The following is a 25362-nucleotide window of genomic DNA, read 5'->3' on the forward strand; positions in this document are numbered from 1 at the left end:
GACTTTTAGCCTACCTGATAAATTTAATTAGTGGTTAATTGTTTTGCTATTAATATAATCTGTGAGTGCGAACAGCACACCAGAAACGACAAACGTGATATGAATAGCGACTTTCAAAATAAGCTCTTCACTCGAATAAGATGACGCGCTAATAAATACTTTCAATAATTCTACAGCAGATATTGCAACAATAGCGCTTATAAGTTTCATTTTCAGGCCTGAAAAACCAACCTTCCCCATCCAAGCGGGTCTATCTTCATGATTATCGATATTAAGTTTCGATACAAAGTTTTCATAACCACTAAAAATAATTATGAGCAATAACCCACCTAGTAGCGCCGTATCGACTAGCGTTAAAATTCCGACTAATAGTTCTTCATTAGTGGCTGTAAACGTAGCAATGCCCATTAAATATAACTGTTTAAAGAATTTGATCAGTAATAAGATAACGGCAAATAATAGCCCAACAAAAAAAGGGGCAAGTAACCAGCGGCCACGAAATATAAATGTTTCTAGTGCGAGCTCGGCTCTGCCTGCTTGTCGCTTGGGGTTTGTTGGGGTTTGATTGTCCATTTTGTTCATCATTTTATAAAACGCTGACTTTAACTGAGTTTGTTATTTGATACAAACACTAGGGTGTTTTTCTTTTCGGTATAAATTTCATCTTAACGATAAAAATATTTCGTTTCCCTTTATAAGCGTTTCAATTAAGAATCACAGCACCCACTGAGCATTTCTCTTTGGCTAACAACTACTATTAGGAATGAACACATGAACAAAACAATGCTGACCCTTATTATTGCGCCACTTTTTAGCGTTGTTGCGACGTTTGCTGTCGCAGAAGACGCCGTTGATGCGCCTGAAGAAATCATCCAAGAATTCACAGAAATGTGTTTAGATTGGGCTAAAGATGACGACATCGGCGATGCACAGCTCAAGCCATACGTTTTAAAGTGCGTTAATGATGAATTAACAGCTGAAGGCTATAAAAAAGTGACTGACGTAAAAATTTAATTAAATTCGCTTAATCATAAAAAACCGAGATTGCACAAGGGTGTGAATCTCGGTTTTTTTATTGCTCGCGTGTAATATTAATGAGCACCTTAGGTGCTCATATATCACTCAGTAGCTTTTTTAGTTTTTGTAGTAGCCTTTTTTGGCGCTGCTTTTTTAGCGGCTGCTTTCTTTTTAGGTGCGGCTTTTTTCTTCGCCTCTTCAACCCACTTTCCAGCATTATAGTGTGCTGTCCAGCCCGTCGCCTTGCCTTCAACTTCTGTCATAACATACTGCTCTTTATTCTTACGGCTATAGCGTACAATCGCTAGGTTACCGTCAGGATCTTTTGCAGGTGCATCAGCTAAATAATAGAACTTAGGCGAAATGCGATCACGAAAACGATGAAGTTCTTCAACTTTTGGTGCTCGCGTTTCACGTGATTTAGGGAATGTATTTGCAGCTAAGAAAATACCTGCTGCCCCATCGCGCAATACAAAATGAGCATCCGACTTTTCACATTCTAGCTCAGGTAACTGTACTGGGTCTTCTTTTGGCGGCGCAGCTTCACCGTTACGTAATAATTTACGTGTGTTTTTACACTCATCATTACTACAACCAAAGTATTTACCAAAACGGCCCGATTTAAGCTGCATATCAGAACCACATTTATCGCATTCGATAATGGGTCCGTCATACCCTTTTATTTTAAAGGTGCCTTGCTCAATCACGTAACCTTTACAACCTGGATTATTACCACAGACATGTAATTTACGTGTTTCATCAATCAAGTATGAGTCCATTGCCGTTTCACAGATTGGGCAACGTTTCATCTGCATTAACGTTTCAGTTTCAACATCTTCTACATCAGCAGCAACCGCTTCATCACCTGATACTAGGTTCATAGTAGTGGTACAGCGCTCTTTTGGTGGCAGGTTGTAACCTGTACAGCCTAAGAACACGCCTGTAGAGGCTGTGCGAATACCCATTTTGCGGGCACATGTTGGGCAATCAATGTCTGTTTCAACCATTTCATTTTTACGCATACCACCGTCATCTTCTTCGCCGCTGGCGATAGATAGTTGGGTAGAAAAATCGGCGTAAAACTTATCTAAAACTTGGGTCCAAACACGCTCACCTTCAGCGATATCATCTAAACGTCCTTCCATTTTTGCAGTAAAATCGAAGTTCATTAAATCGGTAAAGTTTTCAACTAGACGGTCGGTAACTATTTCACCCATTTTTTCAGCAAAGAAACGGCGGTTCTCAACACGAACGTAGCCGCGATCTTGTATTGTTGAAATGATAGACGCGTAAGTAGATGGGCGGCCAATTCCACGCTTTTCAAGCTCTTTAACTAAGCTAGCTTCACTGAAACGCGCAGGCGGCTTCGTAAAGTGTTGCTTAGGATCAAGTTCAATTAACGTAAGTATCTCACCTTCTTTAACCGCAGGTAATGATTGATCTTCCTCATTCTTTTTACGAACCGCAGGTTGCACACGTGTCCAACCATCAAAGCGAAGTACTCGCCCTTTGGCCTTGAGATGGAAATCATTCGCTGCAACAGTAAGCGTCGTCAAATCGTATTCTGCAGGCACCATTTGGCACGCCACAAATTGGCGCCAAATTAGCTCGTACAGTTTTTTCGCATCAGGGTCTACACCTTCAAGGTGACCAGACAATACTGTTACGCTGGATGGGCGAATAGCCTCATGCGCTTCTTGCGCGTTGCCTTTTGAGCTATAGTTGATTGGATTTTCAGGTAAATATTTAGCACCGTATTGCTCAACCACATAATCACGACACATGCCTACAGCGTCTTTTGACAAGTTAGTCGAGTCAGTACGCATGTAAGTAATATAACCGGCCTCATACAAGCGTTGAGCGAGCATCATGGTCTTTTTAACACCATAGCCTAAGCGTGTACTCGCTGCTTGTTGCATTGTAGAGGTTATAAATGGGGCGCTTGGTCTGCTTTTACTCGGCTTTTCATCAACACTAATAACTTTATATTCAGCGTTTTCTAAAGAGGCCACTGCCGCCATAGTTTGTGTTTCATTTACAGGCTTGAATGGTTTGTCACCTTGCTTAGCAACTTCAAGGCGTAAATTAGATTCTGCATTCTTTACATCTGCGTGGATATCCCAAAACTCTTCTGGGATAAATGCTTTGATTTCTCGCTCCCGTTCAACTAATAAACGTACCGCAACAGATTGAACACGGCCCGCTGATAAACCACGAGCTACTTTAGCCCATAATAGTGGCGACACCATAAAGCCCACAACGCGGTCTAAGAAGCGGCGCGCTTGTTGGGCGTAAACCATATCCGTGTTTAGTTCACCGGGTGTTTCAAACGCTTGTTGAATCGCATTTTTAGTGATTTCGTTAAATACAACGCGCTTATATTTTTCTGGCTCGCCACCAATAATCTGTTCGAGGTGCCATGCAATGGCTTCCCCTTCTCTATCCAAATCCGTTGCGAGATAGATTTGGTCAGCATTTTCAGCGAGTTTTTTGAGTTCTTGAACTACTTTTTCTTTACCTGGTAGCACTTCGTAATGTGGCTCCCAACCTTTTTCAGGATCGATCCCCATTCGAGCAACTAGGTTAGTGTAATCACGCTGCTTTTTATAAGCTGCTTTATCTTCAGGAGACATTTTGCGCACTTCAGCTGGCGTTTTAGTTGGCGCTGTTTTGGTTTTGCCAGAACCTGAGGTAGGAAGATCTCGTACATGTCCAATTGAGGACTTGACGATAAAATCGTTTCCTAAATATTTATTAATTGTTTTAGCCTTAGCAGGAGACTCTACAATTACTAGCGATTTGCCCATAGTTGCCTATTTCTAACCAAGTATTTTAAATGTGTTTAGCCCATTTTGGGCGCGAATATTTATAGGTATATCTACAAACACCAATTGTTACAAGCTTTTAATAGAAACTTTTCTACTTTTAATGATTAATTAAACAATTATTGTGTTTAATTTAGACAAAAGGATGTTTTTTTGTATTTGCAGAGGAATATATAGAATAGAAACAAAAATGCCAACCGAAAGGTTGGCATTTTATCAAAAAGGATAGGCTGCTATACGCCTAACCGGCATCTCTTATTGCTAATTGAGCAGTGGTTTCTACTTCTTTTGGCGTTGTAAACACAATAGATAAAAACCCACTTGTGCTTTTATTTGGCTCAGCCTCACGGCTGATTGATAAACCAATACCATGCGCAGCTGTTGCGGCACTCTCTAACATAGCAAAGCCTGCTGAACCACTGTATTTACCATTATCAGTGCTAATTGCAACAGCAGTACCTGAAGGAATTGGGTTGTTATAACGGTCTGAGTAATAAAGAGCGAATGATAATGCTGCTAGCTCATTATTATCACTTGGTGTTAAGTCAATCGTTCCTAAATCGCAATAATCAGATTGCGCCGTAGGTTCTAAAGCAACCACAAGCCCTGTTGAACTCTCGCCCGCAACACCATAAATAGAGTTACAACTTTCAATATCTAGCCCTAATTGAACCGCATTAGGAGTTAAAATAGTATTTCCATCGCCATCCAGAATTGGATTATTCTCATCATCGAGCTCTATCTCAGTTAAGCGAGATGCAAACTGATTTCGAAGCTCCGTTTTTAATACCACAAACCGGCTATAAACTTGGCTGCCAGACATAATAATTTCAAATGATTCACGTACATCAACAACATCTTTAGTACACAATGTTTCGAAAGTATCACCTGGTGATGGCGATGTTGCCGCTTCTGTGCACAGAAGGCCATTGTATTTACCGTCAGCCAATGTGTGCATGCCATTGAGGTCTATATCAAAATTTTCCTCAAATTGACCGGCGTTGGTATTTTCTGGGCTACATGGATCATTTGCATCCCCTTCCTGACAAAAGCGAGCATCTTGTTCAACTTCAGCTGTTATTGGGTTATAAATTGCAGCTAAACCGTCATATACACCATTTTCATTGTGATCAACAAATGCTTCAGCTAGGTCATAGCCGCTGTAATATTCGTTAGTATCAAAACGGCCATTACCATTAATATCAATAAACGACTCTTGACCCTTTGCGGTAACTAATACTGTTGCGCGTCCACCCAATGGCACTCCATTTTCGAATGTCGCTGCATTTAAAATACCTGCCATACAAGGTGCTGCGGTATTAAAGTATAAATCACAGTTAATAGTATTGGTCTTAGGGTTAATTGAACTAATTTGGTTGCCCCATTTAGGCTCTGTGAATGGTTTCGGGTTCTGGCTTCGCCACTGAGCGTTACATTCTCCATCAACAGTTCTACACTCTAACTGTGGGTTAAAAGCATCACTGTCTAGTGTGCCTACCGCACCACCTTCGGTTGTTAAATACACGGCGGTACCATCTGGCACTGGGTTGTTAAAATGATCTGCTAAATAAACTGATATTTCATTTAAATCGCCAATATGATCAAGCGCTTCAATATTAATAACCGCAGAGCCTGCAGTAAAACTATTCCCATCAGGTAAACCTGAACTAATTGACACTAAGTCCGATACAGTTGTGACTTGCTCATCAAGGGCGACAAGTGATAAATCGCCAGTTGGGCATGCGGTATTTGGTGCTCTATCAGCTTCATCTTTTAAACACTCAAGGTAAAGATCTTGCCAACAGGTAACGTTATTTGTTTGCTCTGCCGGTATTTGATCTTCGGGAATATAACAAGCTTGTACGCGAACAGCCATAGGGACAAAACCAGCGTTTACTTGAACACGGGCTAAACCTTCAGCATCGGTGAAAACACTTGAGTGAGATAAACTAATACCCCCGTTGGTTGAGCTCAAGCGAAAGTCCATTCTATTACTTTGAACTTCTTTACCTATTTTGTCTTTAAGTTTGAAAGTGATTTCAGATGTTTCCGAACGCCCTTGTCCACCCGTTCCCTTAAGGGCAATGACTGGTTCGCTTGCGTCGATAAATTCAATTGATTCAATTGGGGCTGTTGATACTGGAATATTAACTGTCGCTATAACAGGTGTTCCACCTGTTAATACACTTGCTCTGACTGTGTCACCTTGCGCTGCATTACAGCCATCTGTGCGATAAGTAGCAGTTGCTACACCACTAACACTCGTGGTTTTAGTATCCATAACCGAAGTATTGTTTTGTACACACCCTGACGTAAACTCAACATCAAGCGGTGATACAACAAGGTTACCAGCAGTATCAAATATCTTTACAGTAATAACAGTCGTTGCACCTGCACCTAATGGGATAAACTCATCTTCAATGATATTGCCGTCTGCATCCAACTGATTGTAAAGCCCATTATCGATTGTAACTGTTAAATCAGCGGTCGCAATTTCAAATGCTTTTTGATTCGATGCTGTTTTAGATGTGGCTGTTATTTGACCTGCCCCACTATTTGCACCAGGCTGCAGCTTTAATAGCGCAAAGCCAAAGTTATCTGTCAGTGCCTTACCTGACTCTGGTAGTAAACTACCCAAATCCGTTGTTGTTTCACTTATAATTCCTGCAAAACCATCTCCAGAACTGGTATCGGTTACTTTAACTAATACATCGATTAGCTCTTCAGATGAAAATTGATTTACTTCAATACACCCAGAGCTCAAATAAGTAGTTTCAAGAGAAACCGTATTACGGTTGCTATCCCATCCTTCATTACAACCTTGCAATAGCTTAACATCTACACTGGCTACCGCAGTCTCAACGGATGCATCATCACCACTAGATATAAAACCGATTGTTTGTGTTATACCCACATTTTCTTTCGAGGTATAAGATGCAACAACTTGGCCTGCACCTTTTAATAGGCCACTGCTTAAAGTTACTTTAGCTTGACCGTTTTCATTTGTTAGGGCCGTGCCCAACTCTGGTGTAATTTTACCAGTAAAATTGGATTCAAATCGGACTAGCTCTCCAGCTAAAGGGACTCCGCTTTGCGTTAATGTGGCAGTTACTATGCCTTTGTTATCTTTGCTAACAGGATTTTCATCAGTAAAAGCAGCGCCAGATTGATCCACAATATCAAGAACAAGCGAAATAGTGCCGTTACCTGTTGCATCCCCTGCTGAAGTGAATGCAAATGAATTTGAATACGCAATACCATTGAAGGTGAAGCGAGCCGTTATCTCTCCCGCCCCCGCAACTGAACCTGCTGTAAGCAGCATATGAGCAATACCATCATTGCCTGTTAACGCTGTACCTGAGCTTGGTGTTAATGAGCCAATATTATCAACCAAAGAAAATGTGATTCGTTGACCTGAAACAGGTGTTTCACCTTGTTTAAGTGTTGCTCTAATATCAAGTGGGGTATCACTAGCTACATTGTTTGATAATTGTGACCCTGCTTCTGTATAGCCTTGCAAAGTTAAAGTAAACGTTTCTTCAGGAACTTGATTTTGATCACCGCTTGAGCTAAATGCAAATGAATCAGAATAGGAAGCACCGCCAATACTAATTGACGCAGAAACTTCACCCGCCCCCTCTACCGTACCCGCTGTAATGTTAATTCGTGCGATACCATTACTATCAGTTACCGCAGTACCAGAGATCGGATCTAAAATGCCCACACCATCAGCTAAGCTAAAACTTATTCGCTCACCCGCAACTGGATTATTATTATTCCTTAGTTGCGCTAAAATTTGTAAAGAAGCGCCGCGAGTTACTGCATTGGACTCTTCACCCGTTGATGAGGAATACCCTTGTACAGCAAGGGTATAAGCAGCAGCCGTCTCCCCCTCTTTTTCAATGGTTCCACCACCACCACATGCAGTGAGTAAAAAACTGAATAGCACAACACTTAGCCATCGCATAAAAGGCATTGACCTCTCCCTAGCGTTTGTTATTAATTATTGAAATAATATATTTACCCAATATTAACCTAAATCTGGCACGAAAATCACAACTTTTTAAGACTTTATTTGTTGTTTTTTTTATCAAACTTTTTTTTACATATTTATCGATTTTTTCTGTATAAAAATCTGCATACTGTTAGGCTATGGCAAATTTATAAAAATAGATTGTAACTATGTCGAAAATCCGTTCAATGAGTTTAACAACACGTATAATGATTGGTATGGCCTTGGGTGTGGCTGTAGGCTTTATATTCCAGGCAATTTTAGCTGGCGAAGACGATTATCTAATCCCTCTTGGATTATTCTCTTTGCCAATTAAAAGCTTTTTTGTAGATGGTTTATTTCATATTGGTGGTCAAATATTCATCGCCAGTTTAAAAATGCTGGTAGTCCCTTTAGTATTTGTTTCCCTCGTATGCGGAACATGCAGTTTAAGCGACCCCAAAAAATTAGGCCGTTTAGGGGGGAAATCGATTGGTTTATATTTAATTACCACTGCGATTGCAATAACCGTAGCTATGACGCTAGCGCTATTAGTTAATCCAGGCGAAGGTATTAACCTACCTACAGAGGCTGCATATACCGCTAAAGAAGCACCAACACTTGCTCAAGTCATCATAGGTATGTTTCCTACCAATCCAATTGATGCAATGGCCAGTGGCAATATGCTTCAAGTTATCGTTTTTGCACTACTTTTCGGTATTGCAATGGCACTTAGTGGAGACACTGGTAAACGTGTAGCTGTGATGTTTGAAGATTTAAACGCCGTTATTCTAAAACTAGTTACGTTATTGATGAATGTTGCTCCTTATGGCGTATTTTGTTTAATGGCAAAATTATTCACAACCATAGAATTAAGCCTAATTGTTAGCTTGGCCAAATATTTTGGTGTTGTCGTTGTTGCATTATTTATCCATGCGTTAGTTAATTATTCGATTTTATTTAAGCTATTAACAGGCTTGAACCCTCTTACTTTCTTAAAGAAAATGCGCCATGCGTGCTTATTCGCTTTTAGTACTTCAAGCTCCAGTGCCACTATGCCTATCACTTTAGAAACAGCAACTAAGAAGCTTGGTGCCAATAACTCTGTCGCTTCATTTACCGTTCCTTTGGGTGCAACCATAAACATGGACGGTACGGCGATTATGCAAGGTGTTGCAACTGTGTTTATAGCGCAAGTATTCAGTGTTGACTTAACCCTGTCTGATTATTTGATGGTTATATTAACGGCAACCTTAGCTTCTGTAGGTACTGCTGGTGTTCCAGGCGTTGGTTTGATCATGCTGGCAATGGTACTTAATCAAGTAGGTTTACCTGTTGAAGGCATTGCAATTATTATCGGTGTTGACCGTTTACTCGATATGACTCGAACAGCCGTGAACGTAACCGGTGACTGTATGGTCACTTGTGTTGTTGCAAAGTCCGAAGGCCAATTAGATGAAACTGTATTTAATGACCCTAATGCTGCAAAAGAGTTAGAAGATTATCGAAAGCCTACTGATTCATAATGTAGGTTAGATAATAAAAAAACCCGCTTTGATGCGGGTTTTTTATTATCTAAAGGAAATTAAGGGTTCATGCTTTTAAACCGAGAAAGTAACGAAACACCTGTTTTGTTCACCGCGTTGCTCAAACCCACCGCGAACTTGTCACTGAGTGACTTTTTTATTTTATACTGTACTTTATAAATTTGACGTAATTGCTGATGCCCTAAAAGCGTGTCGTCACTTGTTTCTATCTTATCAACAAGCCCCTTTTCAATTGCTTGAGTAGCGAACCAGTGCTCTCCCGTAGCTACAGCATCAATGTTTAAGCTGGGGCGCTGTTGAATTACAAACTGTTTAAACAAACCATGAGTTTGCTCTATTTCTTCTTTAAACTTCGCACGTCCTTTATCGGTGTTTTCGCCAAATAATGTCAATGTTCGCTTATAATCACCAGCGGTTATTTGTTCAAAATCTACGTCGTTCTTTTTGAGTATTTTATGAAAGTTAGGGATTTGTGCAATTACACCAATAGATCCCACAATAGCAAATGGCGCTGCCACTATTTCATCTGCAACACAGGCCATCATATACCCACCACTTGCAGCAACTTTATCTATCGCAACAGTTAAGTGGATACCTTTGCTTTTTAAGCGCTGCAATTGTGAGGCGGCTAAACCGTATCCATGCACAACCCCACCACCACTTTCGAGCCTAACAAGCACTTTATCTTGCTTAGGGTCAGCTATTGAAATAATCGCAGTGACTTCTTCTCTTAAACTATCGACTTCATGAGCATCCATACTGCCACTAAAATCAATAACATATAATCGAGGTTTAGATGTCTCATCATCATTGTTTTGTTTTGCTTTTGCCTTTGCTTTTTCAGCTTTGTGATGCGCTTTTAGTGCTTTTTTCGAAAGTGTATTTTCAAGAAAGCTTGATTTTAAATCATCAAGTTGTTCTGACACATCTTCAATATCTATCTCACCTTTTTTTGCCTTAGGTTTTACTGCTGAACCAACAATAATAATTGCGATAACACCTATCGCAATTACAAAGGTAACTGTTTTTGCAAAAAATAAACCGTACTCGTAAAGAAATTCCAACGCCCATCTCCAAAATAAATTTACTCTAATTTAACTGAACTTAAACTAACATGCCAATCAAACACAAAAAAGCCACTTTTCAGTGGCTTTTTATTGGTTGGATTGGATTAAACTAGATTTAATTCGTTACAACATCAGTGTTGGTAATTAATAATGCTTTACCACGAGTTGCTAAATAGCTTGCTATTTGTAATTGCATCTCTGTGTTTGCAGCCGCGCTACCTTCAACTGTAGCCCCTGACCCTTCAGCAGGCGCTGGAGTAAGGACTGAGCCATGGTGACCTTTGGTAAACTGTACTAGATAACTCATACCGTCTTCGGTCGGTGCTTGCGACTGATCAACAGTCATTAAGCCCATCATTTTAGCTAAAGGCAGTGAACCTGCAATCGGGTTTATCGATGTTGTTGGCGGTATTACTTGGTCTTTCTTATTACCTTCGCCATCACCTACAACCACATTCATATATACAGGCGTGCCAAGGGCATTAACGGCTGCTGCGTAGTTGGTTGGATCACCACTGTCTAATGCAGTTTGAGATGCAAACGCAAATTGAGTCATTACACCTTGAATGTTAGCAAGTTTTGAAGTCTCGCCACCCACTGTCAATGAGGTGACATATTCATTGTACGCGCAACTTATAAAGGCTTGTTGGTTTCCAGCTAAAGCGCCACAGTTAGAAACAGCTTCATTCGACATATAGCTAATAAACTCAGCTGACTCTGCTGTACCTGCAGACGCTAAAACAGACCCTTGTACAAATGGCCCAAAGCTTGCTGATTCAAGCAAGAAGCTTGCTAAACCACCACCACCGCTCGCCAGTGCAACAGATTTTACATTGAATAACGGGTCAACTTGCTCTGCAAGCGGGTTATTTGCTTGGCTAATAAAGGCCGGTGCCACAACCGAGCCCAATGAGTGACCAATAAATGAAACATCCATTGTATTTAAAGATGTATCATTAATGAAATTAAGACCAAGACGTAAGCCCAATAGGTCAGCTGAAGACTGCCTTAAATTATCTCGTGCAACAAGCAATGATTGAAGGTTCATATACGCAAGAACAGATCCTGTACTTGCATTAAAATCATCAGTTCCGTCACCGTCAACATCAATCCCACGTTCACCGTGAACTGGGTGATCTATTGCAACTGTTGCAAAACCTTGCATCGACAAAGCAGCAGTTAGCGCAAGCATATCTTCTTTTTTCGATGTAATACCATGCTGCATAATCACAACAGGCCAACCACCCTCAGGCATCATTAACTCATCCATACCTATTTGGGCACGTATGCCGTTTAAAACAGGCAAAATAGGTTTAGTGACTTGCACTGGTACATTTGCCATGCTTTGTACTTTAGGAATAGAGTTATACTTTGTTAAATGTTTGGTGCTGTCTAGCCCTAAGTCACGTAAACGTCCCTCACTTAACGCAGCGCACGTTGCATCATTTGTCGAAATTGGGTCAGTTGGGAATGCTTCGCCAGCAGCTGCTTTATAACCCATCACTGCTACAGCGTTATCACACATACCTTGCCAATATGTAGCAGCTAAGTCTGAGATCTCTTTACCTGTTGGTGTAGACAAATACATAGGTAACATCACATTACCTTTTTGATACTGAACACCCGAAAATACCGGTGATAGACCGGTAATGTTTTGAGAAGCAAAAACTTGAGTCACAGTAAGCATTGGCTGTTCAGGTACTTGAACTGCAGGAGTCGGTAAACTTTGCTCAGATAAACTAGCTGCTAGTAATGACTTAATTGTGCTTAGGACCGGTCCTGCTGACTGAATGGTCATTGCAGCAGAGAAAATAATTTCGTCCTTTGCAATACTGCCACCTGAAACAACTACATTTTCATAGCTATTAACGGCCCCTTGTAATGCAAGCTGAGACTCAGTGACAAGCGGAGCTTCTTGTTTAACTAGACCATACGTTGAAGATGGCTCAATAGAACGCCCGAGTGAGTCTTTTAAATTAGTCGTAACAACGTTGATGTATGAACTACCCGCCTTGAAAGGCTTAAGAGGGATTACTGCAACACCATCACCACTTGCTTGGGTAATGAAATCTTCGCCGAAAGTAAGTTCACCTACAAGTTTACATGCAGAGCCTGCAGGTGCTTGAGAACATTCTGCATCTGTTAAACTAGCACCCATAATAACTTCAAAAATTCGTACTGAACCTGGTGCACCAGCAGACGCTGCATCTAAGCTAACACCATCTGGAACATCGTCACTCATAAACGATGGCATAACTAAGTCAATTTTGTACGGTACTTGGCTAGACCATCCGTCAAGAGCCCCTAAGGCAAAGGACGGATCTGCATATGCAGATCGAGGAATTGATACACCGTCATCATCAAGCTCCCCAGGAATATTTAAAGTACCGTCTTGAGTACCGCTCATTAATAAATCATTTGGTACAGAGATAACGCCGTTTGATGGATCAAAACTTACTGTTGCAGTAGGGATAATCGGTGGTGCGTCGTTTTTAACATCTTCTAACGTTTCACCGCCGCCACAACCAGTAAGTACAGCGGTAATTGAGAGTGAGAGTAGCATTTTTTTCATATGATTTGCTCCGCGCATAATCTTATTTTTATTGTGTGTTCAGTTGTATTAGTGTAGTTAATGTTTCAAATATAATGCCAAAGTTACAGTCATATAATGGTTAAAATATTGTAATAAGTTTATTAATGAGACATTAGACCAGTTAAAGTTAACGTAAAGTTTCGACTTTCGCCACCTAATTTTACAATAAATTCGATAACTTGGTGTTTTGCTATGTTAAAATCACAAAAATTGATTCTTTGGGTACCCTATTATGCAAACTTATAAAGCGGCAGATAACGCACTGCAAGACAAAGTAATTCTTATCACTGGTGCCGGCGACGGTATAGGCCGAGTAGCAGCTATAACTTATGCTAAACACGGTGCGACTGTAATTCTTCTTGGAAAAACCACACAAAAGCTTGAATGTGTATACGATGAAATTGTCGCACTTGGTTATCCAAAACCTGCAATTGTTCCTATGGACTTAAAAGGCGCTACAAAACAAAACTACCGTGATTTAGGTGCAACCATTGAGCAGCAATTTGGCAAATTAGATGGCCTGCTTAATAATGCAGGCATTATAGGGGCACTTGGTCCACTTGAACATTTTTGTGCATCAACATTTGATAACATCATGAAAGTGAATGTAACCGCACAAGCAATGATCACTAAATATATGTTCCCTGTTCTTCGCAAATCACCCAGTGCTTCAATTATATTTACCTCTTCAGGTGTGGGACGAGAGGGAAGAGAGTTCTGGGGTGCATATGCAATTTCGAAGTTTGCAGTAGAAGGTATGATGCAAACGTGGGCTGCAGAAGTCGGTAAAACAAATATCCGAATCAATTGTATCAACCCAGGCGCAACGCGCACTTCAATGCGTGCAACGGCCTACCCTGGTGAGGACAGAGATAAACTTGCTACACCTGAAGACTTAATGCCTACATATTTATATTTAATGAGTGACGATTCTAATGCGGTAAATGGGCAATCATTAGACGCTCAAACAAAAAAACCGGCATAGGTTAAAAACGAAAAAAGCCGCAATTTGCGGCTTTCTTTAAACGCTATCAATTAACGACGTTTAGTTTGCTTAACTCGGTTGTTATGTTTTTTAACAGCCTTACGAATCTGATTTATCTTCGCGCGTTTATCTTTGCGTTTTTCAGGCATAACTGAGAGCTTAGTTTGTGTCTCACGACCTAGTTTAACTGTCTTGCGCAAATAATTTACAGTCTCTAAATCTAACTCACTCCAGCCACCCTGTGGCAAGCGTTTATCCAGCTCTAGTTTACCGTAACGAATACGTATCAATCTTGACACTTCAACCTCTTGAGATTGCCACAAACGGCGCACTTCACGATTACGTCCCTCTGTAAGTGTCACATTATACCAACGGTTAATACCTTCACCGCCCAGTGGTTTAATGTTTAAAAACTTAGCCATGCCATCTTCAAGCTCAACACCTTTAGTGAGGTTCTTAATAGTCTCGTTAGTCACTTCACCAAATACGCGGGCAGAATATTCACGTTCAACTTCATAACTTGGGTGCATCAAACGATTAGCTAATTCACCATCATTGGTAAACAACATTAAACCAGCTGTATTGATGTCCAATCGTCCAACCGCTATCCAGCGTTCGCCATCAATACGCGGCAAGCGATCAAATACAGTACGGCGACCTTCAGGGTCTTTACGCGTACACAACTCCCCTTCAGGTTTGTTATACATAATTACACGGCAAATACGCTCTGCTTTCTCTTCTATTTTTACGGTATGCCCATCTACACGGATTTGATCTGTTTCTTCAACCCGATCGCCTAACTTTGCTACTTTACCGTTTACACTTACACGATTAGCATCGATGTACTTTTCCATTTCACGACGCGAACCAACACCGGCTCTCGCGAGGACTTTTTGTAGCTTTTCACCTTGTATACTCATTCGGATAGTTCTCTCACAGAAGGATCACTCAATAACTGATCAATCTTACTTATTTGCTGCTTTGGCAGTTCAGGTAAGTTATCAAGACCAGTTAACGAAAAATAATCTAAAAATTGTTTTGTCGTTGCATAAAGAGCTGGTTTTCCAGGAACTTCTTTATAACCAACGACGTGTACCCACTCTCTTTCAAGCAGGGATTTCATTATACCAGAACCCACAGCGACACCCCGTACTTGTTCTATCTCACCACGGGTAATTGGCTGGCGATAAGCTATCAATGACAGCGTTTCTAATAAGGCACGTGAATATTTTGGAGCACGCTCTTGGAATAAGTTACTTAACCAAGGTGCTAGGCTTTCACAAGCTTGAAAACGATAACCACTTGCGACTTCAACCAAACGGATACCACGTGTTTGGTAATGTATTTGAATATGCTCTATCGCTTGATTCACGCGTGCCATAGACACACTCAAATCAATTAATACGGTGTCTTTAATGTATCGTTTATTTAATGGTTTTGGCGCAACAAAAATCGCTGCTTCAATGATCTCAATGAGCTGCTCATCACTTACTCGTTTTGTTGCCATCTATAAAACCATAAATTAATTTTCGCGGAACTGATTAACCACTCATTATGACAGAATACACCGATTGTTGGAAAAATTATTATCTAAAAACCCAAAAAAAATGCCAGCGACTATGCTGACATTTTATGTTTTATTGGAAAAATTTTAATTAACTGTTTTTCAACATTTCAAGCGCTTCATCTTCAGCCACTTCACTACCGTGTGCTCTGATGTAGCTCATAAACTCATTTTTGCTCACACGCTTATCTTTATTAGCATCTATATAACCAAAGTGGTTTGCGATGTCATCGTCATTTGCTTCAACAACAGAAATATACCCATTGCTGTCGTTGTCTAAAGAAGAGAAATTACTTTCAATAGGGTCAAATTTAGCTATCTCTGCTTTGAAAGCTGATTCACTCACTTCACTATCAGTGGCTACTTTACCTGTATTTAGCTGAGTATAAGTTGAAAACTCCTCACGACTAATTTGCTCATCCATATTGGTATCAATATTAGAGAAATGTGACCAAATGTCATCATCGTCGGCTTCTACTTTTGAAATATATCCATCGTTGTCATTATCTAGACTACCAAAATCACTGCTGATTTTGTCCATTGATGCATTTGATGAACACGCACTCAGGGTAAGAGCAGCCAAAATAGTAGATGCGAGTGTTAACTTTTTCATAAGAGATTCCTTGTAATAAATTAAATTCACTTAATTAAATACAAGTACCAAGCCACAATTTTTATCATTAAAAATCAACAGTATACAGCAAGGTAAAATTTAAACCTGAAGAAACCATAAAAACTTTTCAGCTTTCCTGTAAAAGTTTCACACACAAAAAAAGCGCTGTATAAGCGCTTTCTTAATCAAATATTGCTATTAGATAGCAGCGTTTTGGTAACGCTTAACAAAATCAGTCACCACTTCACCATTACAACGCAGTGAGTTTAAGTTACCGATTTTTGCCCTAACTGGCTCAAGACCTTTTTTAACAGCTGTAATACACAATTGCGTTTCAGTTTGGTCATTTTCAGCAAATACTTGAATCATTTTTACGTCGCGGTTTTTCATTTCAACTTTTTTAGCAATTGAACGAATATCTTCACCATTACACAAAATGCTTTGCGAATAGCGCGATAAAAAAATACCGTGCTTAGAAGCTACTTTGCGAGCCGCAGAGAAACCTTCATTTGCACTGATTGAACATAACTTTGATTCAATTTTTTTATCTGCACTAAAATATTCAGCTGCTTGAGTAACCTGTGAGAATGATACTGTTGCAACGAAAATGGCTAAAAGTTGTTTTTTCATGACTGACCTGTATAAAATGGTTTGAACGGGTTTGTTTCGCGCATTATATATACAGAAAAACACAAATCAATTGAATAATTCATTTAATTTGTTATTTAATGGAAGGTTAACAATGTTTAATAAATAATCATCATTTGCACAACATTAAACCAACTTTACGTAATGAATAAGCACATGTATCAAGCTCATTTTGATGATAGAATTTAGCAAAACAAATACTCTTTTAGGCCAAACATATGAAAGTCATTTCTTTTAACATCAACGGGCTTCGTGCTCGTTTGCATCAACTACAAGCAATCATTGATAAACATCAACCAGATATTATCGGCTTACAAGAAATTAAAGTGCATGATGAAGCTTTTCCTTTAGACGATGTTCAAAAAATGGGGTATCACGTTTATTTCCATGGTCAAAAAGCACATTACGGTGTGGCTATGCTGTGTAAAAGTGAACCTAAGTCCGTATTTAAAGGTTTTGCTACAGACACTGAAGAGTCACAAAAACGTATGATCAGTGTAACCGTCACACAAGAAAATGGTCGCGACCTAACTGTGATGAATGGATACTTTCCTCAAGGTGACAACATCAATCACGAGACTAAGTTTCCTTATAAGCGCCAGTTTTACACCGATCTTATGAATCACCTTGATACTAACCATAGCGCTGAGGAAGATGTCATCGTCATGGGTGATATAAATATCTCTCCGACCGATTTAGACATTGGAATTGGCGAGCCAAACCGTAAACGTTGGTTAAAAACCGGCAAATGCTCTTTTCAACCAATAGAACGCGAGTGGCTAGCCACGTTAATGAATTGGGGCTTTAAAGATACCTACCGTGAGCTTTACCCTGACACAGGTGAGCAATATTCTTGGTTTGATTACCGCTCCAAAGGGTTCGATGACAATCGAGGCTTACGCATCGATGTGGTACTTGCAACCCCTGCATTAGCAGCGCGCTGTACTGATGCAGGTATTGACTACGAATTAAGAGGCATAGAAAAACCGTCTGATCATGCTCCTATTTGGTCAACTTTTAGTTAATTTATGATGTTTAATAACCCTGAACTCACAGCGCTTATTAGCACGAATATGCAGTTAGTTTTATGGCTTGTGGTTGGGGTTATTGCTTGGGGTAGTTTTGATAAGGCACTTTATAAAAGCCTTATTAAAACCTCGGCACGTCAAACTGGCGCATTTTCCTGCGCAATCGTATTTTGTGTTTTATGGCAGATTAAAGCGGGTATTTTACCTGGCCTTGAACTACACATATTAGGTATCACCGCTATCACTTTAGTACTTGGTTGGCGCTTTGCCATTTTAAGTGCAACTTTTGCAAGTGTTCTGCTTGTAGCCTTTGGTCAGCTTAGCTTGGCACAGTTGCCCTTACATTTACTATTAACAGCATTTATCCCTATACTCTTTAGCTATTGTGTTTTTATCATTTGTTACAACCTACTACCTCGTCATTTCTTTATTTATATCTTTATCTGCAGTTTTTTATGCGCTGGGATAGTCAGTTGCGTTAAAATAATCACTGTAAGTGCCTTTTACTATTTTTCAGGCAGCTATAATTGGTACGAATTAAGCGAAAATTACTTATACTTGTGCGCCATTATTTGGTTTCCTGAAGCGATGCTAAATGGCATGGCAATTTCAATACTTATTACTTATCGCCCGCACTGGGTGAAAACATTTTACGACAAGGATTATCTAGACTCATGAGTCTCGCGTATCAATGCCCTTTGTGCCAATCGCCTTTGCAGCTAATTGAAAAATCACTGCGATGTGATAATAACCATACTTTCGATTATGCTAAAGAAGGCTATGTAAACCTTTTGCCTGTGCAAAATAAAAACTCAAAGCAACCTGGTGATAACCTTGATATGGTGCAAGCTCGCCGTGCGTTTTTAAGCACCGGGCACTATCAGTTTTTGCAACAAGCAATCGCGACACTGGTCGCTGAACTATCGCCAAAAAATGTAATTGATTTAGGATGTGGAGAAGGCTTTTACACACATGCAATTGCGAACAAATGCCAAGGTAAGATGTATGGCGTTGATATATCTAAGTCTGCAATAAAATATGCCGCCAAACGCTATGAAAACTGCCAATTTAGTGTCGCTTCAATAAGCCAAGCTCCATTTGCTGATTACCAAAGTGACGTACTTATTAGCATTTTCGCTCCTTTGTTTGAACAAGAGCTTACCCGTTTATTAAGCAAAAATGGGTCATTAATTGTAGCAAGCCCTGGCCCTTGGCACTTAAAAGAGCTAAAACAAAAAATTTATCGAGAAGTAAACGCCCATACGCCGGTAGCTGCACCACAGAACTTTACGTTAATCCAGCAAAACTTGATTGAACAAAAGGTGAAACTTGGGTTTGAAGACGTTAAAAACCTCATCACCATGACACCGTTCGCGTGGAAGTTTAGGCCTGAACATTGGCAGGAGTTAGAAAAACAAGGTGAGCAAACTGTCACCTTATCGTTTTATATAAGTCATTTTAGAAAAGTCGACTAGGGTTTGTTGGCCTTTCAAGGTTAACAGACCCTAGAGGTTTTCTCTGGTAAAAGCACGGTCCATTTTATCAAACATATCATTAAGTAAATGGGCCAGATCCGCATAACGTGGTTTATTTTTACCCAAAGACCCTTGGTAACCATTTGCCACCATTTTCGTGTGTAACTCTTTAAACCAATGTTCCATAGCAGGTTCAAGAGTTGTCTCTGCACGCTTACCTAGCCACAGAAGACCTTGTAACGGCAATGATAAAAAGAACAACGCTACTGCGATCGCCTGTGGTAAAAAATCACTACCAAGGTAATTAATTTGCATAAATAATGTCAGCATTGCCAGTATCGGCATAACTGTAATTGCATGCTCGGTGGCTTTTATGACCTTAAACTCAGCAAATAGAGGCGCAAGTTCTTTGCGCATTGGCCACTTTTTTGCGTATTCTCGACCTGTTTGGACTTGTGACATCACACTGTTTTGCATCATGACTCCTCGGTGTCGCTGGTTTAACGGTTTAACTCTTCGAGTGTACCATACTCAAAACGACATTCCTTTGTAAAATCTAATTGCTAACAAAACCTAGATAAACCTTGAGTTTAATCAATGTTATGGCTAACGTTTTATATATGAATGCGTTAAAATAATATGCATTAAATCAACTAGACTTTAGTTTAATCATAGCTAGTAATCGGCAAATTACTATTTATCTTTAGTCATTTGGTATGCGCTGTTGTATTTATAACCTGCGCTAGATTAATGCACACTTACTGTTATAGCCAAAATGAGACCTATTTATGCCATTGCAATCCAATTCTCTCCACCATGTACTCGTGCTTAATTGTGGCAGCTCAAGCCTTAAATTTGCAATTATAGATGCACACTCTTCAAACGAAGTGATTTCAGGCCTCGCCGAACGTTTAGGTTCTGATACTCCCTCCATAAAATATAAGTATCAAGGCAAGAAAAACGTGGTTGAACTGGCAAAAGGCCAAGCCCACGCTCATGCCATAGATACGCTAGTTAAACTTATAAAAGATCACAGTCTAGCAGATAACCTGATTGCTGTTGGACACCGCGTTGTACACGGTGGAGAACATTTTACCAAGTCAGTGCTTATTGATGAGTCTGTTATTGAAGGTATTACTAAGGCGGCTACCTTGGCCCCATTGCATGGCCACGCTAATTTATTAGGTATCGCTGCTGCGCAGGCATCGTTTACAGGGCTGCCACAAATAGCCGTATTTGATACTGCGTACCATCAAACGATGGAGCAAGTAGCCTATTTATATGCCCTGCCTTACAAGCTGTATACCAATTACGGTGTTAGACGTTATGGCTTTCATGGCACTAGTCATTACTATGTGGCAAGTCAAACAGCCAAATTATTGAAAAAGCCGCTGGAGCATAGTAATTTCATTAGTGCACACTTGGGTAATGGCTGTTCAGTATGCGCAATAAAAAATGGGAAAAGTGTTGATACCAGCATGGGCTTAACTCCGCTGGAAGGTTTAATGATGGGGACTCGCAGTGGTGATATTGACCCAGGCCTATTTAATTTTTTAACATCACAATTAGATTACACAGCTACAAGAATAGATGATTTGCTCAATAAAGAAAGTGGATTACTGGGCATTAGTGAGCTATCCAACGATTGCCGCACGATTGAAGAAGCAGCTCTTGCTGGGAATGAAAGAGCGACCCTTGCACTGGACATGTTTTGTTATCGACTTGCCAAGCAAATAGCCTCATTTATGGTGCCTATACAAAGACTAGACGCACTAATTTTTACTGGAGGAATTGGCGAGAATTCAGATTTAATCCGCAGTAAAGTAATTAAACAGCTCACCTTTTTAGGTCTTGATTGCGATACACAAGCAAACTTAGACGCCCGTTTTGGTACTCAAGGTATCATCAGTTCTGAACATGCAAATACAACAGCCGTTGTTATGCCTACTAATGAAGAGTGGGTAATAGCCCAAGATGCTGCAAACATCGCACAGGAGCAATAGTATGGCACGTAGAATAATGTTAGTACCTATCTCAACAGGTGTTGGTTTAACATCTGTGTCTGTAGGATTAGTCCGTGCGCTTGAGCAAAAAGCAGTAAAAGTTAATTTTTTTAAACCTATTGCTCAACCTCGCTCAGGAGAAACAGGTCCTGAAAAATCAACACAAATTGTGACTCAAGGCTCCCCGATCAACCCGCCTACCCCATTTGCACTTGATTATGCAGAGCAAATGATTGGTGATGGTAAAGGTGATGACCTGCTAGAAGAAATTGTTGAGCGGTTTGAAAGCACCATAAGTAATGATGAAGTAGCCATCATTGAAGGGATGGTACCAACCCGTCGTCAACCTTATGCTGGGCGAGTTAATCGTGAGATTGCACAAACCTTAGGGGCAGAAATAGTTTTTATCCTTACCCCTGGGAGTGACAGCAACGACCAAATTGAAGATAAACTAGAAATAGCCGCAGGTTATTATGGTGGTGTTGGTCATGCACGTGTTTTAGGCTGTATATTTAACAAGGTGAACGCCCCACTTGATGAAGAAGGACGAGCTCGCGCAGATTTAGTTGACTCCCATAACCCAGATGCTTTAGAGAACGAAGTAAACCGTTTAGCGTCATTACCATTGTTTAGAAAACACCCGTTTATGTTACTAGGCTCAATACCGTGGGATTTTGAGTTAGTTGCACCTAGGGTAAAAGATTTAAGTGCGTATCTAAAAGCAGAGGTATTGAACGAAGGTGACATGGTCCATAGGCGACTACGCCGCGTTACTTTTTGTGCACGCACAGTATCTAATATACTGAACCACTTCACTCCAGGTGCACTACTTGTTACACCGGGTGATCGTTCTGATGTGCTTGTTGCTGCTTGTTTATCAGCAATGAACGGCACAAAAATTGGTGCTATTTTACTAACAGGCGGATTTAAACCAGAACCACGAATAATGACTTTATGTGAACAGGCAATGGCAACAGGCTTGCCAATTTTGTGCACTGAAGCCGATACCTGGCGCACCTCTTTGTTACTGCATAACTTCAATATGGAAGTTCCCTGTGATGACATTCAACGCATTGATAAAGTGAAATATCATAATGCTAGCTTCATTGACTCTGATTGGTTAGATACGCTGGCAAAGAGTGTGGGGAAAACACGTAAAATGTCTCCTCCTGCTTTTAGGTATTTACTCACAGATAAAGCCCGCCATGCTAATAAAACAGTTGTTTTACCTGAAGGTAATGAACCCCGCACCATTAAAGCAGCGGCTATTTGCGGCATGCGTGGTATCGCTAAAACAGTGCTTTTAGGTGATAGAGAAGAAATACTCCGTATCGCAGTGCAACAAGGTGTTGAACTAAATGAAAACGTAACGATTGTTGAACCACAACAGGTACTTCAAGACTATGTTGCTCCCATGGTTGAAATTAGAAAAACCAAAGGGTTAACTGAGGTTGTTGCGCTAGAGCAGCTTCAAGACAACGTCGTACTTGGTACTATGATGCTCGAACAGGGTGTTGTTGATGGGTTAGTTTCTGGTGCTGTAAATACCACGGCAAATACCATAAGGCCACCACTACAACTAATTAAAACAGCACCGGGCTCTTCATTAGTGTCGTCTGTATTTTTCATGCTGTTACCAGATCAAGTACTTGTGTATGGTGATTGTGCTATTAACCCAGACCCTTCAGCAGAGCAACTCGCGGATATTGCTATTCAATCAGCAGACTCTGCAGCAGCATTTGGTATTGAGCCACGTGTGGCAATGATAAGTTACAGCACAGGCACTTCAGGCACTGGAGCTGATGTTGAAAAAGTGCGTGAAGCAACCCAGTTAGCGCAACAAAAACGTCCAGATCTTATTATTGATGGCCCACTCCAATACGATGCGGCCATTATGGAAAATGTGGCACTGAAAAAAGCACCTAACAGCCCTGTTGCAGGGAAAGCTACGGTGTTTATTTTCCCGGATTTGAATACTGGTAACACAACCTACAAAGCCGTTCAGCGAAGTGCTGATTTAATTAGTATAGGTCCCATGTTACAAGGTATGCGCAAGCCTGTTAATGATTTAAGCCGAGGGGCATTAGTGGATGATATCGTCTACACCATTGCATTAACAGCAATCCAAGCCGAGCAAGTTGCTAATCTCAAGTAGTTAGTAGATGTGTAAAGTAAGCCTCTCGCTTACTTTACACTTAAATCGTGGTTACTTCTTAAAGAGATAGGCATGCTTGCAAAATAACGCCTTGATATTAAGCCCCCTGTGAAACGCTGAATTCTTCATATTAAGGTGGCTTGGGTACAAAAACTGATAATTTAACAACTTACAGAGGTTATACCTAACTAACCCCATTGTTATCCACAGAAACTGTGGACAAGATTACACTTTTATTCAATGCTTTTTAGCTATACTATTCAGTAAAGAAAGTTCAAATTTAATAAGGGTCTATAATGTCAAAGCAAACATTACAACTCCATAGTACCGTATTTACTATACATAGCCTTGATGTTGATAGCCCTATTCCAAGCGATTTGTTTAAAGAAAAAATTTTTTTCATCTCTAAAACCCATGATGAATTGTCTATTGTTTGCCCAAGTAGTTTTATTATCAATAGTTTGGATGCAGAACATAATTGGCTCGCTTTGGAAGTTGTCGGCCCCTTAGGTTTTTCACTCACCGGTATTATGGCAAACATATCGGGGGTATTAGCGAATGCCAGCATTTCAATTTTTGCATTATCTACCTACGACACTGATTATATATTAGTCAAAAAGCAGCGTATCAGCGACGCTATTAAAACATTGAAAAAAGATGGATACACTGTGCTCGAAGAGCCTACCTAATAATGAAACATATTGATATTTCCTTTTCACCTCAAGCACAAACTGATCGCGCTTGTTTACACATTACCAGCCCATTTACAGGTAAAGTGAGACCACTGAGTGATCATCCTGAACCCTTTTTCAAATTCGGCACATTGGGTCCTGGCATCATCGTAGAATTAACGAGTCACAAAGTGTTAGCACCTTTCGATGGTATTTTAATTCAAGTAAAAAATGCAGGTACTGAGTTTATACTGCAAGCAAAAAACGGCTTAAAAATACTGATTAACTTACATATTGATCAACAAGTCGATATGCTACATACGCACATAGCCCAGTTAAATGGAAGTAAAATTGTTAAAGGACAACGGCTTGCCTATTTTGATTTACGCAATCTCAACACGCCGTTATTAGCAACCCTTACTTTATTAAATGGGCACCAACTAACGCCCATACATTACTCTTTGTCCCACGTTAGCGCGGGGATAGACACTTTATTAACGCTAACCAAGAAGAAATAATATGACGACCCTTTACGGCATTAGCAATTGCGACACAATTAAAAAAGCTAAAAAATATTTAACTGATAAGAATATCGAATTTTCATTTCATGATTATCGTAAAGACGGCATTTCGAAAGAAATGGTTACCACATTTTCAGAACACATTGACTGGCAAGACCTTCTCAATAAACGAGGCACGACTTATCGTCAACTATCTGATGAACAAAAGCAAACACTCGATAAAGATAAAGCACTTGATTTATTAGTAGAGCACCCTGCAATGATCAAACGCCCTGTGCTAATACATGCAGGCTCTTATTATTTAGGCTTTAAAGCCCAACAATATGATGAGATTTTTGCAGCATGAAGAACCCTGTTATTGAATTAGCACAAGCATTAATACAACGTCGTTCAGTCACCCCTGAGGATGCTAATTGTCAGGCAATGATGAATAAACGCCTCGAAGCCATCGGCTTTAACATCGAATCAATGTTTTTTACAGACACGCTGAATACTTGGGCTCGAAAAGGCACTACTTCCCCACATTTTTGTTTTGCAGGTCATACTGATGTCGTGCCAACTGGTCCAGAAGAAAACTGGCAACATCCTCCGTTTTCAGGCCTGATTGAAGAGGGTATGTTGCACGGTCGCGGTGCTGCAGATATGAAAGGCTCTTTAGC

At 40.2% G+C, this 25362-nt stretch carries 22 protein-coding genes; 12 read left to right on the plus strand and 10 right to left on the minus strand.

Annotation, left to right across the window (positions count from 1 at the left end; genetic code table 11):
- Window positions 1–27: 27 nt before the first annotated feature.
- Window positions 28–573 (minus strand): TIGR00645 family protein, encoded by a 546-nt coding sequence (locus CSC79_RS11860; RefSeq protein ID WP_099296021.1) that lies wholly within the window; start codon window positions 571–573, stop codon window positions 28–30.
- Window positions 574–771: 198 nt separating this feature from the next.
- Here CSC79_RS11860 and CSC79_RS11865 point away from each other — a divergent pair, with 198 nt between their 5' ends.
- A complete protein-coding gene (locus CSC79_RS11865; RefSeq protein WP_099296000.1) occupies window positions 772–1014 on the plus strand; it encodes a hypothetical protein in 243 nt (80 codons plus the stop codon).
- 104 nt (window positions 1015–1118) lie between these two features.
- Here the strand turns inward: CSC79_RS11865 and topA are convergent, their stop codons facing one another.
- Window positions 1119–3824, minus strand: a complete 2706-nt coding sequence (gene topA / locus CSC79_RS11870) for a type I DNA topoisomerase (RefSeq protein ID WP_099296001.1) — start codon at window positions 3822–3824, stop codon at window positions 1119–1121.
- 259 nt (window positions 3825–4083) lie between these two features.
- Window positions 4084–7818 (minus strand): hypothetical protein, encoded by a 3735-nt coding sequence (locus tag CSC79_RS11875; RefSeq protein WP_099296002.1) that lies wholly within the window; start codon window positions 7816–7818, stop codon window positions 4084–4086.
- A gap of 206 nt (window positions 7819–8024) precedes the next feature.
- Between CSC79_RS11875 and CSC79_RS11880 the strand changes: the two genes are divergently transcribed.
- Window positions 8025–9359 (plus strand): dicarboxylate/amino acid:cation symporter, encoded by a 1335-nt coding sequence (locus CSC79_RS11880; RefSeq protein WP_099296003.1) that lies wholly within the window; start codon window positions 8025–8027, stop codon window positions 9357–9359.
- 59 nt (window positions 9360–9418) lie between these two features.
- On the opposite strand, the gene sohB is transcribed toward CSC79_RS11880, so the two are convergent.
- Together sohB and CSC79_RS11890 are read right to left on the minus strand one after the other, a co-directional pair.
- Complete coding sequence (sohB, locus tag CSC79_RS11885) at window positions 9419–10444, minus strand: protease SohB (RefSeq protein ID WP_099296004.1); 1026 nt, start codon at window positions 10442–10444, stop codon at window positions 9419–9421.
- Window positions 10445–10562: 118 nt separating this feature from the next.
- Window positions 10563–13019 (minus strand): VolA/Pla-1 family phospholipase, encoded by a 2457-nt coding sequence (locus CSC79_RS11890; RefSeq protein WP_099296005.1) that lies wholly within the window; start codon window positions 13017–13019, stop codon window positions 10563–10565.
- Window positions 13020–13272: 253 nt separating this feature from the next.
- Between CSC79_RS11890 and CSC79_RS11895 the strand changes: the two genes are divergently transcribed.
- The gene (locus tag CSC79_RS11895) at window positions 13273–14025 is read left to right on the plus strand and encodes a YciK family oxidoreductase (RefSeq protein ID WP_099296006.1); all 753 of its coding nucleotides are present in this window, start codon (window positions 13273–13275) and stop codon (window positions 14023–14025) included.
- A 50-nt stretch (window positions 14026–14075) separates the two neighbouring features.
- Here CSC79_RS11895 and rluB read toward each other — a convergent pair whose 3' ends face one another.
- The 4 genes from rluB to CSC79_RS11915 form a co-directional block, all read right to left on the minus strand.
- Window positions 14076–14945 (minus strand): 23S rRNA pseudouridine(2605) synthase RluB, encoded by an 870-nt coding sequence (rluB, locus tag CSC79_RS11900; protein ID WP_087534338.1) that lies wholly within the window; start codon window positions 14943–14945, stop codon window positions 14076–14078.
- Window positions 14942–15532 (minus strand): SMC-Scp complex subunit ScpB, encoded by a 591-nt coding sequence (scpB, locus tag CSC79_RS11905; protein ID WP_099296007.1) that lies wholly within the window; start codon window positions 15530–15532, stop codon window positions 14942–14944. The genes rluB and scpB overlap by 4 nt, the downstream gene beginning before the upstream one ends.
- 148 nt (window positions 15533–15680) lie before the next feature.
- Window positions 15681–16202 (minus strand): calcium-binding protein, encoded by a 522-nt coding sequence (locus CSC79_RS11910; RefSeq protein ID WP_099296008.1) that lies wholly within the window; start codon window positions 16200–16202, stop codon window positions 15681–15683.
- A gap of 198 nt (window positions 16203–16400) precedes the next feature.
- Window positions 16401–16832 carry an exonuclease III gene (locus CSC79_RS11915; protein ID WP_099296009.1) on the minus strand — a complete coding sequence of 144 codons (432 nt, stop codon included), beginning with the start codon at window positions 16830–16832 and terminating at the stop codon, window positions 16401–16403.
- A gap of 236 nt (window positions 16833–17068) precedes the next feature.
- On the opposite strand from CSC79_RS11915, the gene xthA reads away from it, so the two are divergent.
- Genes xthA through rlmA form a run of 3 tightly spaced genes read left to right on the plus strand, consistent with a single transcriptional unit; the run spans window position 17069 to window position 19353 of the window.
- Window positions 17069–17875, plus strand: a complete 807-nt coding sequence (gene xthA, locus CSC79_RS11920) for an exodeoxyribonuclease III (RefSeq protein WP_099296010.1) — start codon at window positions 17069–17071, stop codon at window positions 17873–17875.
- A 3-nt stretch (window positions 17876–17878) separates the two neighbouring features.
- A complete protein-coding gene (locus tag CSC79_RS11925) occupies window positions 17879–18556 on the plus strand; it encodes an energy-coupling factor ABC transporter permease (protein ID WP_237114010.1) in 678 nt (225 codons plus the stop codon).
- Complete coding sequence (rlmA, locus tag CSC79_RS11930; protein ID WP_099296011.1) at window positions 18553–19353, plus strand: 23S rRNA (guanine(745)-N(1))-methyltransferase; 801 nt, start codon at window positions 18553–18555, stop codon at window positions 19351–19353. The genes CSC79_RS11925 and rlmA overlap by 4 nt, the downstream gene beginning before the upstream one ends.
- A 30-nt stretch (window positions 19354–19383) precedes the next feature.
- Here rlmA and yfbV read toward each other — a convergent pair whose 3' ends face one another.
- Complete coding sequence (gene yfbV / locus CSC79_RS11935) at window positions 19384–19830, minus strand: terminus macrodomain insulation protein YfbV (protein WP_099296012.1); 447 nt, start codon at window positions 19828–19830, stop codon at window positions 19384–19386.
- A 311-nt stretch (window positions 19831–20141) separates the two neighbouring features.
- Here yfbV and CSC79_RS11940 point away from each other — a divergent pair, with 311 nt between their 5' ends.
- The 6 genes from CSC79_RS11940 to CSC79_RS11965 form a co-directional block, all read left to right on the plus strand.
- Complete coding sequence (locus CSC79_RS11940) at window positions 20142–21356, plus strand: acetate kinase (RefSeq protein WP_099296013.1); 1215 nt, start codon at window positions 20142–20144, stop codon at window positions 21354–21356.
- 1 nt (window position 21357) lies between these two features.
- Window positions 21358–23511, plus strand: a complete 2154-nt coding sequence (gene pta, locus CSC79_RS11945) for a phosphate acetyltransferase (protein ID WP_099296014.1) — start codon at window positions 21358–21360, stop codon at window positions 23509–23511.
- A 296-nt stretch (window positions 23512–23807) separates the two neighbouring features.
- Window positions 23808–24200 (plus strand): ACT domain-containing protein, encoded by a 393-nt coding sequence (locus CSC79_RS11950; RefSeq protein ID WP_099295637.1) that lies wholly within the window; start codon window positions 23808–23810, stop codon window positions 24198–24200.
- A 2-nt stretch (window positions 24201–24202) separates the two neighbouring features.
- The gene (locus CSC79_RS11955) at window positions 24203–24700 is read left to right on the plus strand and encodes a PTS glucose transporter subunit IIA (protein ID WP_099295638.1); all 498 of its coding nucleotides are present in this window, start codon (window positions 24203–24205) and stop codon (window positions 24698–24700) included.
- Window position 24701: 1 nt separating this feature from the next.
- Complete coding sequence (locus CSC79_RS11960) at window positions 24702–25049, plus strand: ArsC family reductase (RefSeq protein ID WP_099295639.1); 348 nt, start codon at window positions 24702–24704, stop codon at window positions 25047–25049.
- Window positions 25046–25362 (plus strand): M20/M25/M40 family metallo-hydrolase (locus tag CSC79_RS11965; RefSeq protein WP_143483831.1); only part of this gene is annotated, 317 nt, incomplete at its 3' end. The genes CSC79_RS11960 and CSC79_RS11965, both read left to right, overlap by 4 nt.

This window comes from Pseudoalteromonas sp. 3D05, assembly GCF_002723455.1.
In the GTDB taxonomy this organism is placed as follows: domain Bacteria; phylum Pseudomonadota; class Gammaproteobacteria; order Enterobacterales; family Alteromonadaceae; genus Pseudoalteromonas.

What these genes read in the sequence shown, in the direction of transcription:
- topA (WP_099296001.1), bottom strand. Translation starts at nt 3,824, where the DNA reads ATGGGCAAATCGCTAGTAATTGTAGAGTCTCCTGCTAAGGCTAAAACA.
- rlmA (WP_099296011.1), top strand. Translation starts at nt 18,553, where the DNA reads ATGAGTCTCGCGTATCAATGCCCTTTGTGCCAATCGCCTTTGCAGCTA.
- CSC79_RS11955 (WP_099295638.1), top strand. Translation starts at nt 24,203, where the DNA reads ATGAAACATATTGATATTTCCTTTTCACCTCAAGCACAAACTGATCGC.
- CSC79_RS11890 (WP_099296005.1), bottom strand. Translation starts at nt 13,019, where the DNA reads ATGAAAAAAATGCTACTCTCACTCTCAATTACCGCTGTACTTACTGGT.
- CSC79_RS11875 (WP_099296002.1), bottom strand. Translation starts at nt 7,818, where the DNA reads ATGCCTTTTATGCGATGGCTAAGTGTTGTGCTATTCAGTTTTTTACTC.
- yfbV (WP_099296012.1), bottom strand. Translation starts at nt 19,830, where the DNA reads ATGCAAAACAGTGTGATGTCACAAGTCCAAACAGGTCGAGAATACGCA.
- rluB (WP_087534338.1), bottom strand. Translation starts at nt 14,945, where the DNA reads ATGAGTATACAAGGTGAAAAGCTACAAAAAGTCCTCGCGAGAGCCGGT.
- CSC79_RS11895 (WP_099296006.1), top strand. Translation starts at nt 13,273, where the DNA reads ATGCAAACTTATAAAGCGGCAGATAACGCACTGCAAGACAAAGTAATT.
- CSC79_RS11960 (WP_099295639.1), top strand. Translation starts at nt 24,702, where the DNA reads ATGACGACCCTTTACGGCATTAGCAATTGCGACACAATTAAAAAAGCT.
- pta (WP_099296014.1), top strand. Translation starts at nt 21,358, where the DNA reads ATGGCACGTAGAATAATGTTAGTACCTATCTCAACAGGTGTTGGTTTA.
- scpB (WP_099296007.1), bottom strand. Translation starts at nt 15,532, where the DNA reads ATGGCAACAAAACGAGTAAGTGATGAGCAGCTCATTGAGATCATTGAA.
- CSC79_RS11940 (WP_099296013.1), top strand. Translation starts at nt 20,142, where the DNA reads ATGCCATTGCAATCCAATTCTCTCCACCATGTACTCGTGCTTAATTGT.
- CSC79_RS11860 (WP_099296021.1), bottom strand. Translation starts at nt 573, where the DNA reads ATGGACAATCAAACCCCAACAAACCCCAAGCGACAAGCAGGCAGAGCC.
- CSC79_RS11910 (WP_099296008.1), bottom strand. Translation starts at nt 16,202, where the DNA reads ATGAAAAAGTTAACACTCGCATCTACTATTTTGGCTGCTCTTACCCTG.
- CSC79_RS11880 (WP_099296003.1), top strand. Translation starts at nt 8,025, where the DNA reads ATGTCGAAAATCCGTTCAATGAGTTTAACAACACGTATAATGATTGGT.
- CSC79_RS11915 (WP_099296009.1), bottom strand. Translation starts at nt 16,832, where the DNA reads ATGAAAAAACAACTTTTAGCCATTTTCGTTGCAACAGTATCATTCTCA.
- CSC79_RS11950 (WP_099295637.1), top strand. Translation starts at nt 23,808, where the DNA reads ATGTCAAAGCAAACATTACAACTCCATAGTACCGTATTTACTATACAT.
- CSC79_RS11925 (WP_237114010.1), top strand. Translation starts at nt 17,879, where the DNA reads ATGATGTTTAATAACCCTGAACTCACAGCGCTTATTAGCACGAATATG.
- CSC79_RS11865 (WP_099296000.1), top strand. Translation starts at nt 772, where the DNA reads ATGAACAAAACAATGCTGACCCTTATTATTGCGCCACTTTTTAGCGTT.
- xthA (WP_099296010.1), top strand. Translation starts at nt 17,069, where the DNA reads ATGAAAGTCATTTCTTTTAACATCAACGGGCTTCGTGCTCGTTTGCAT.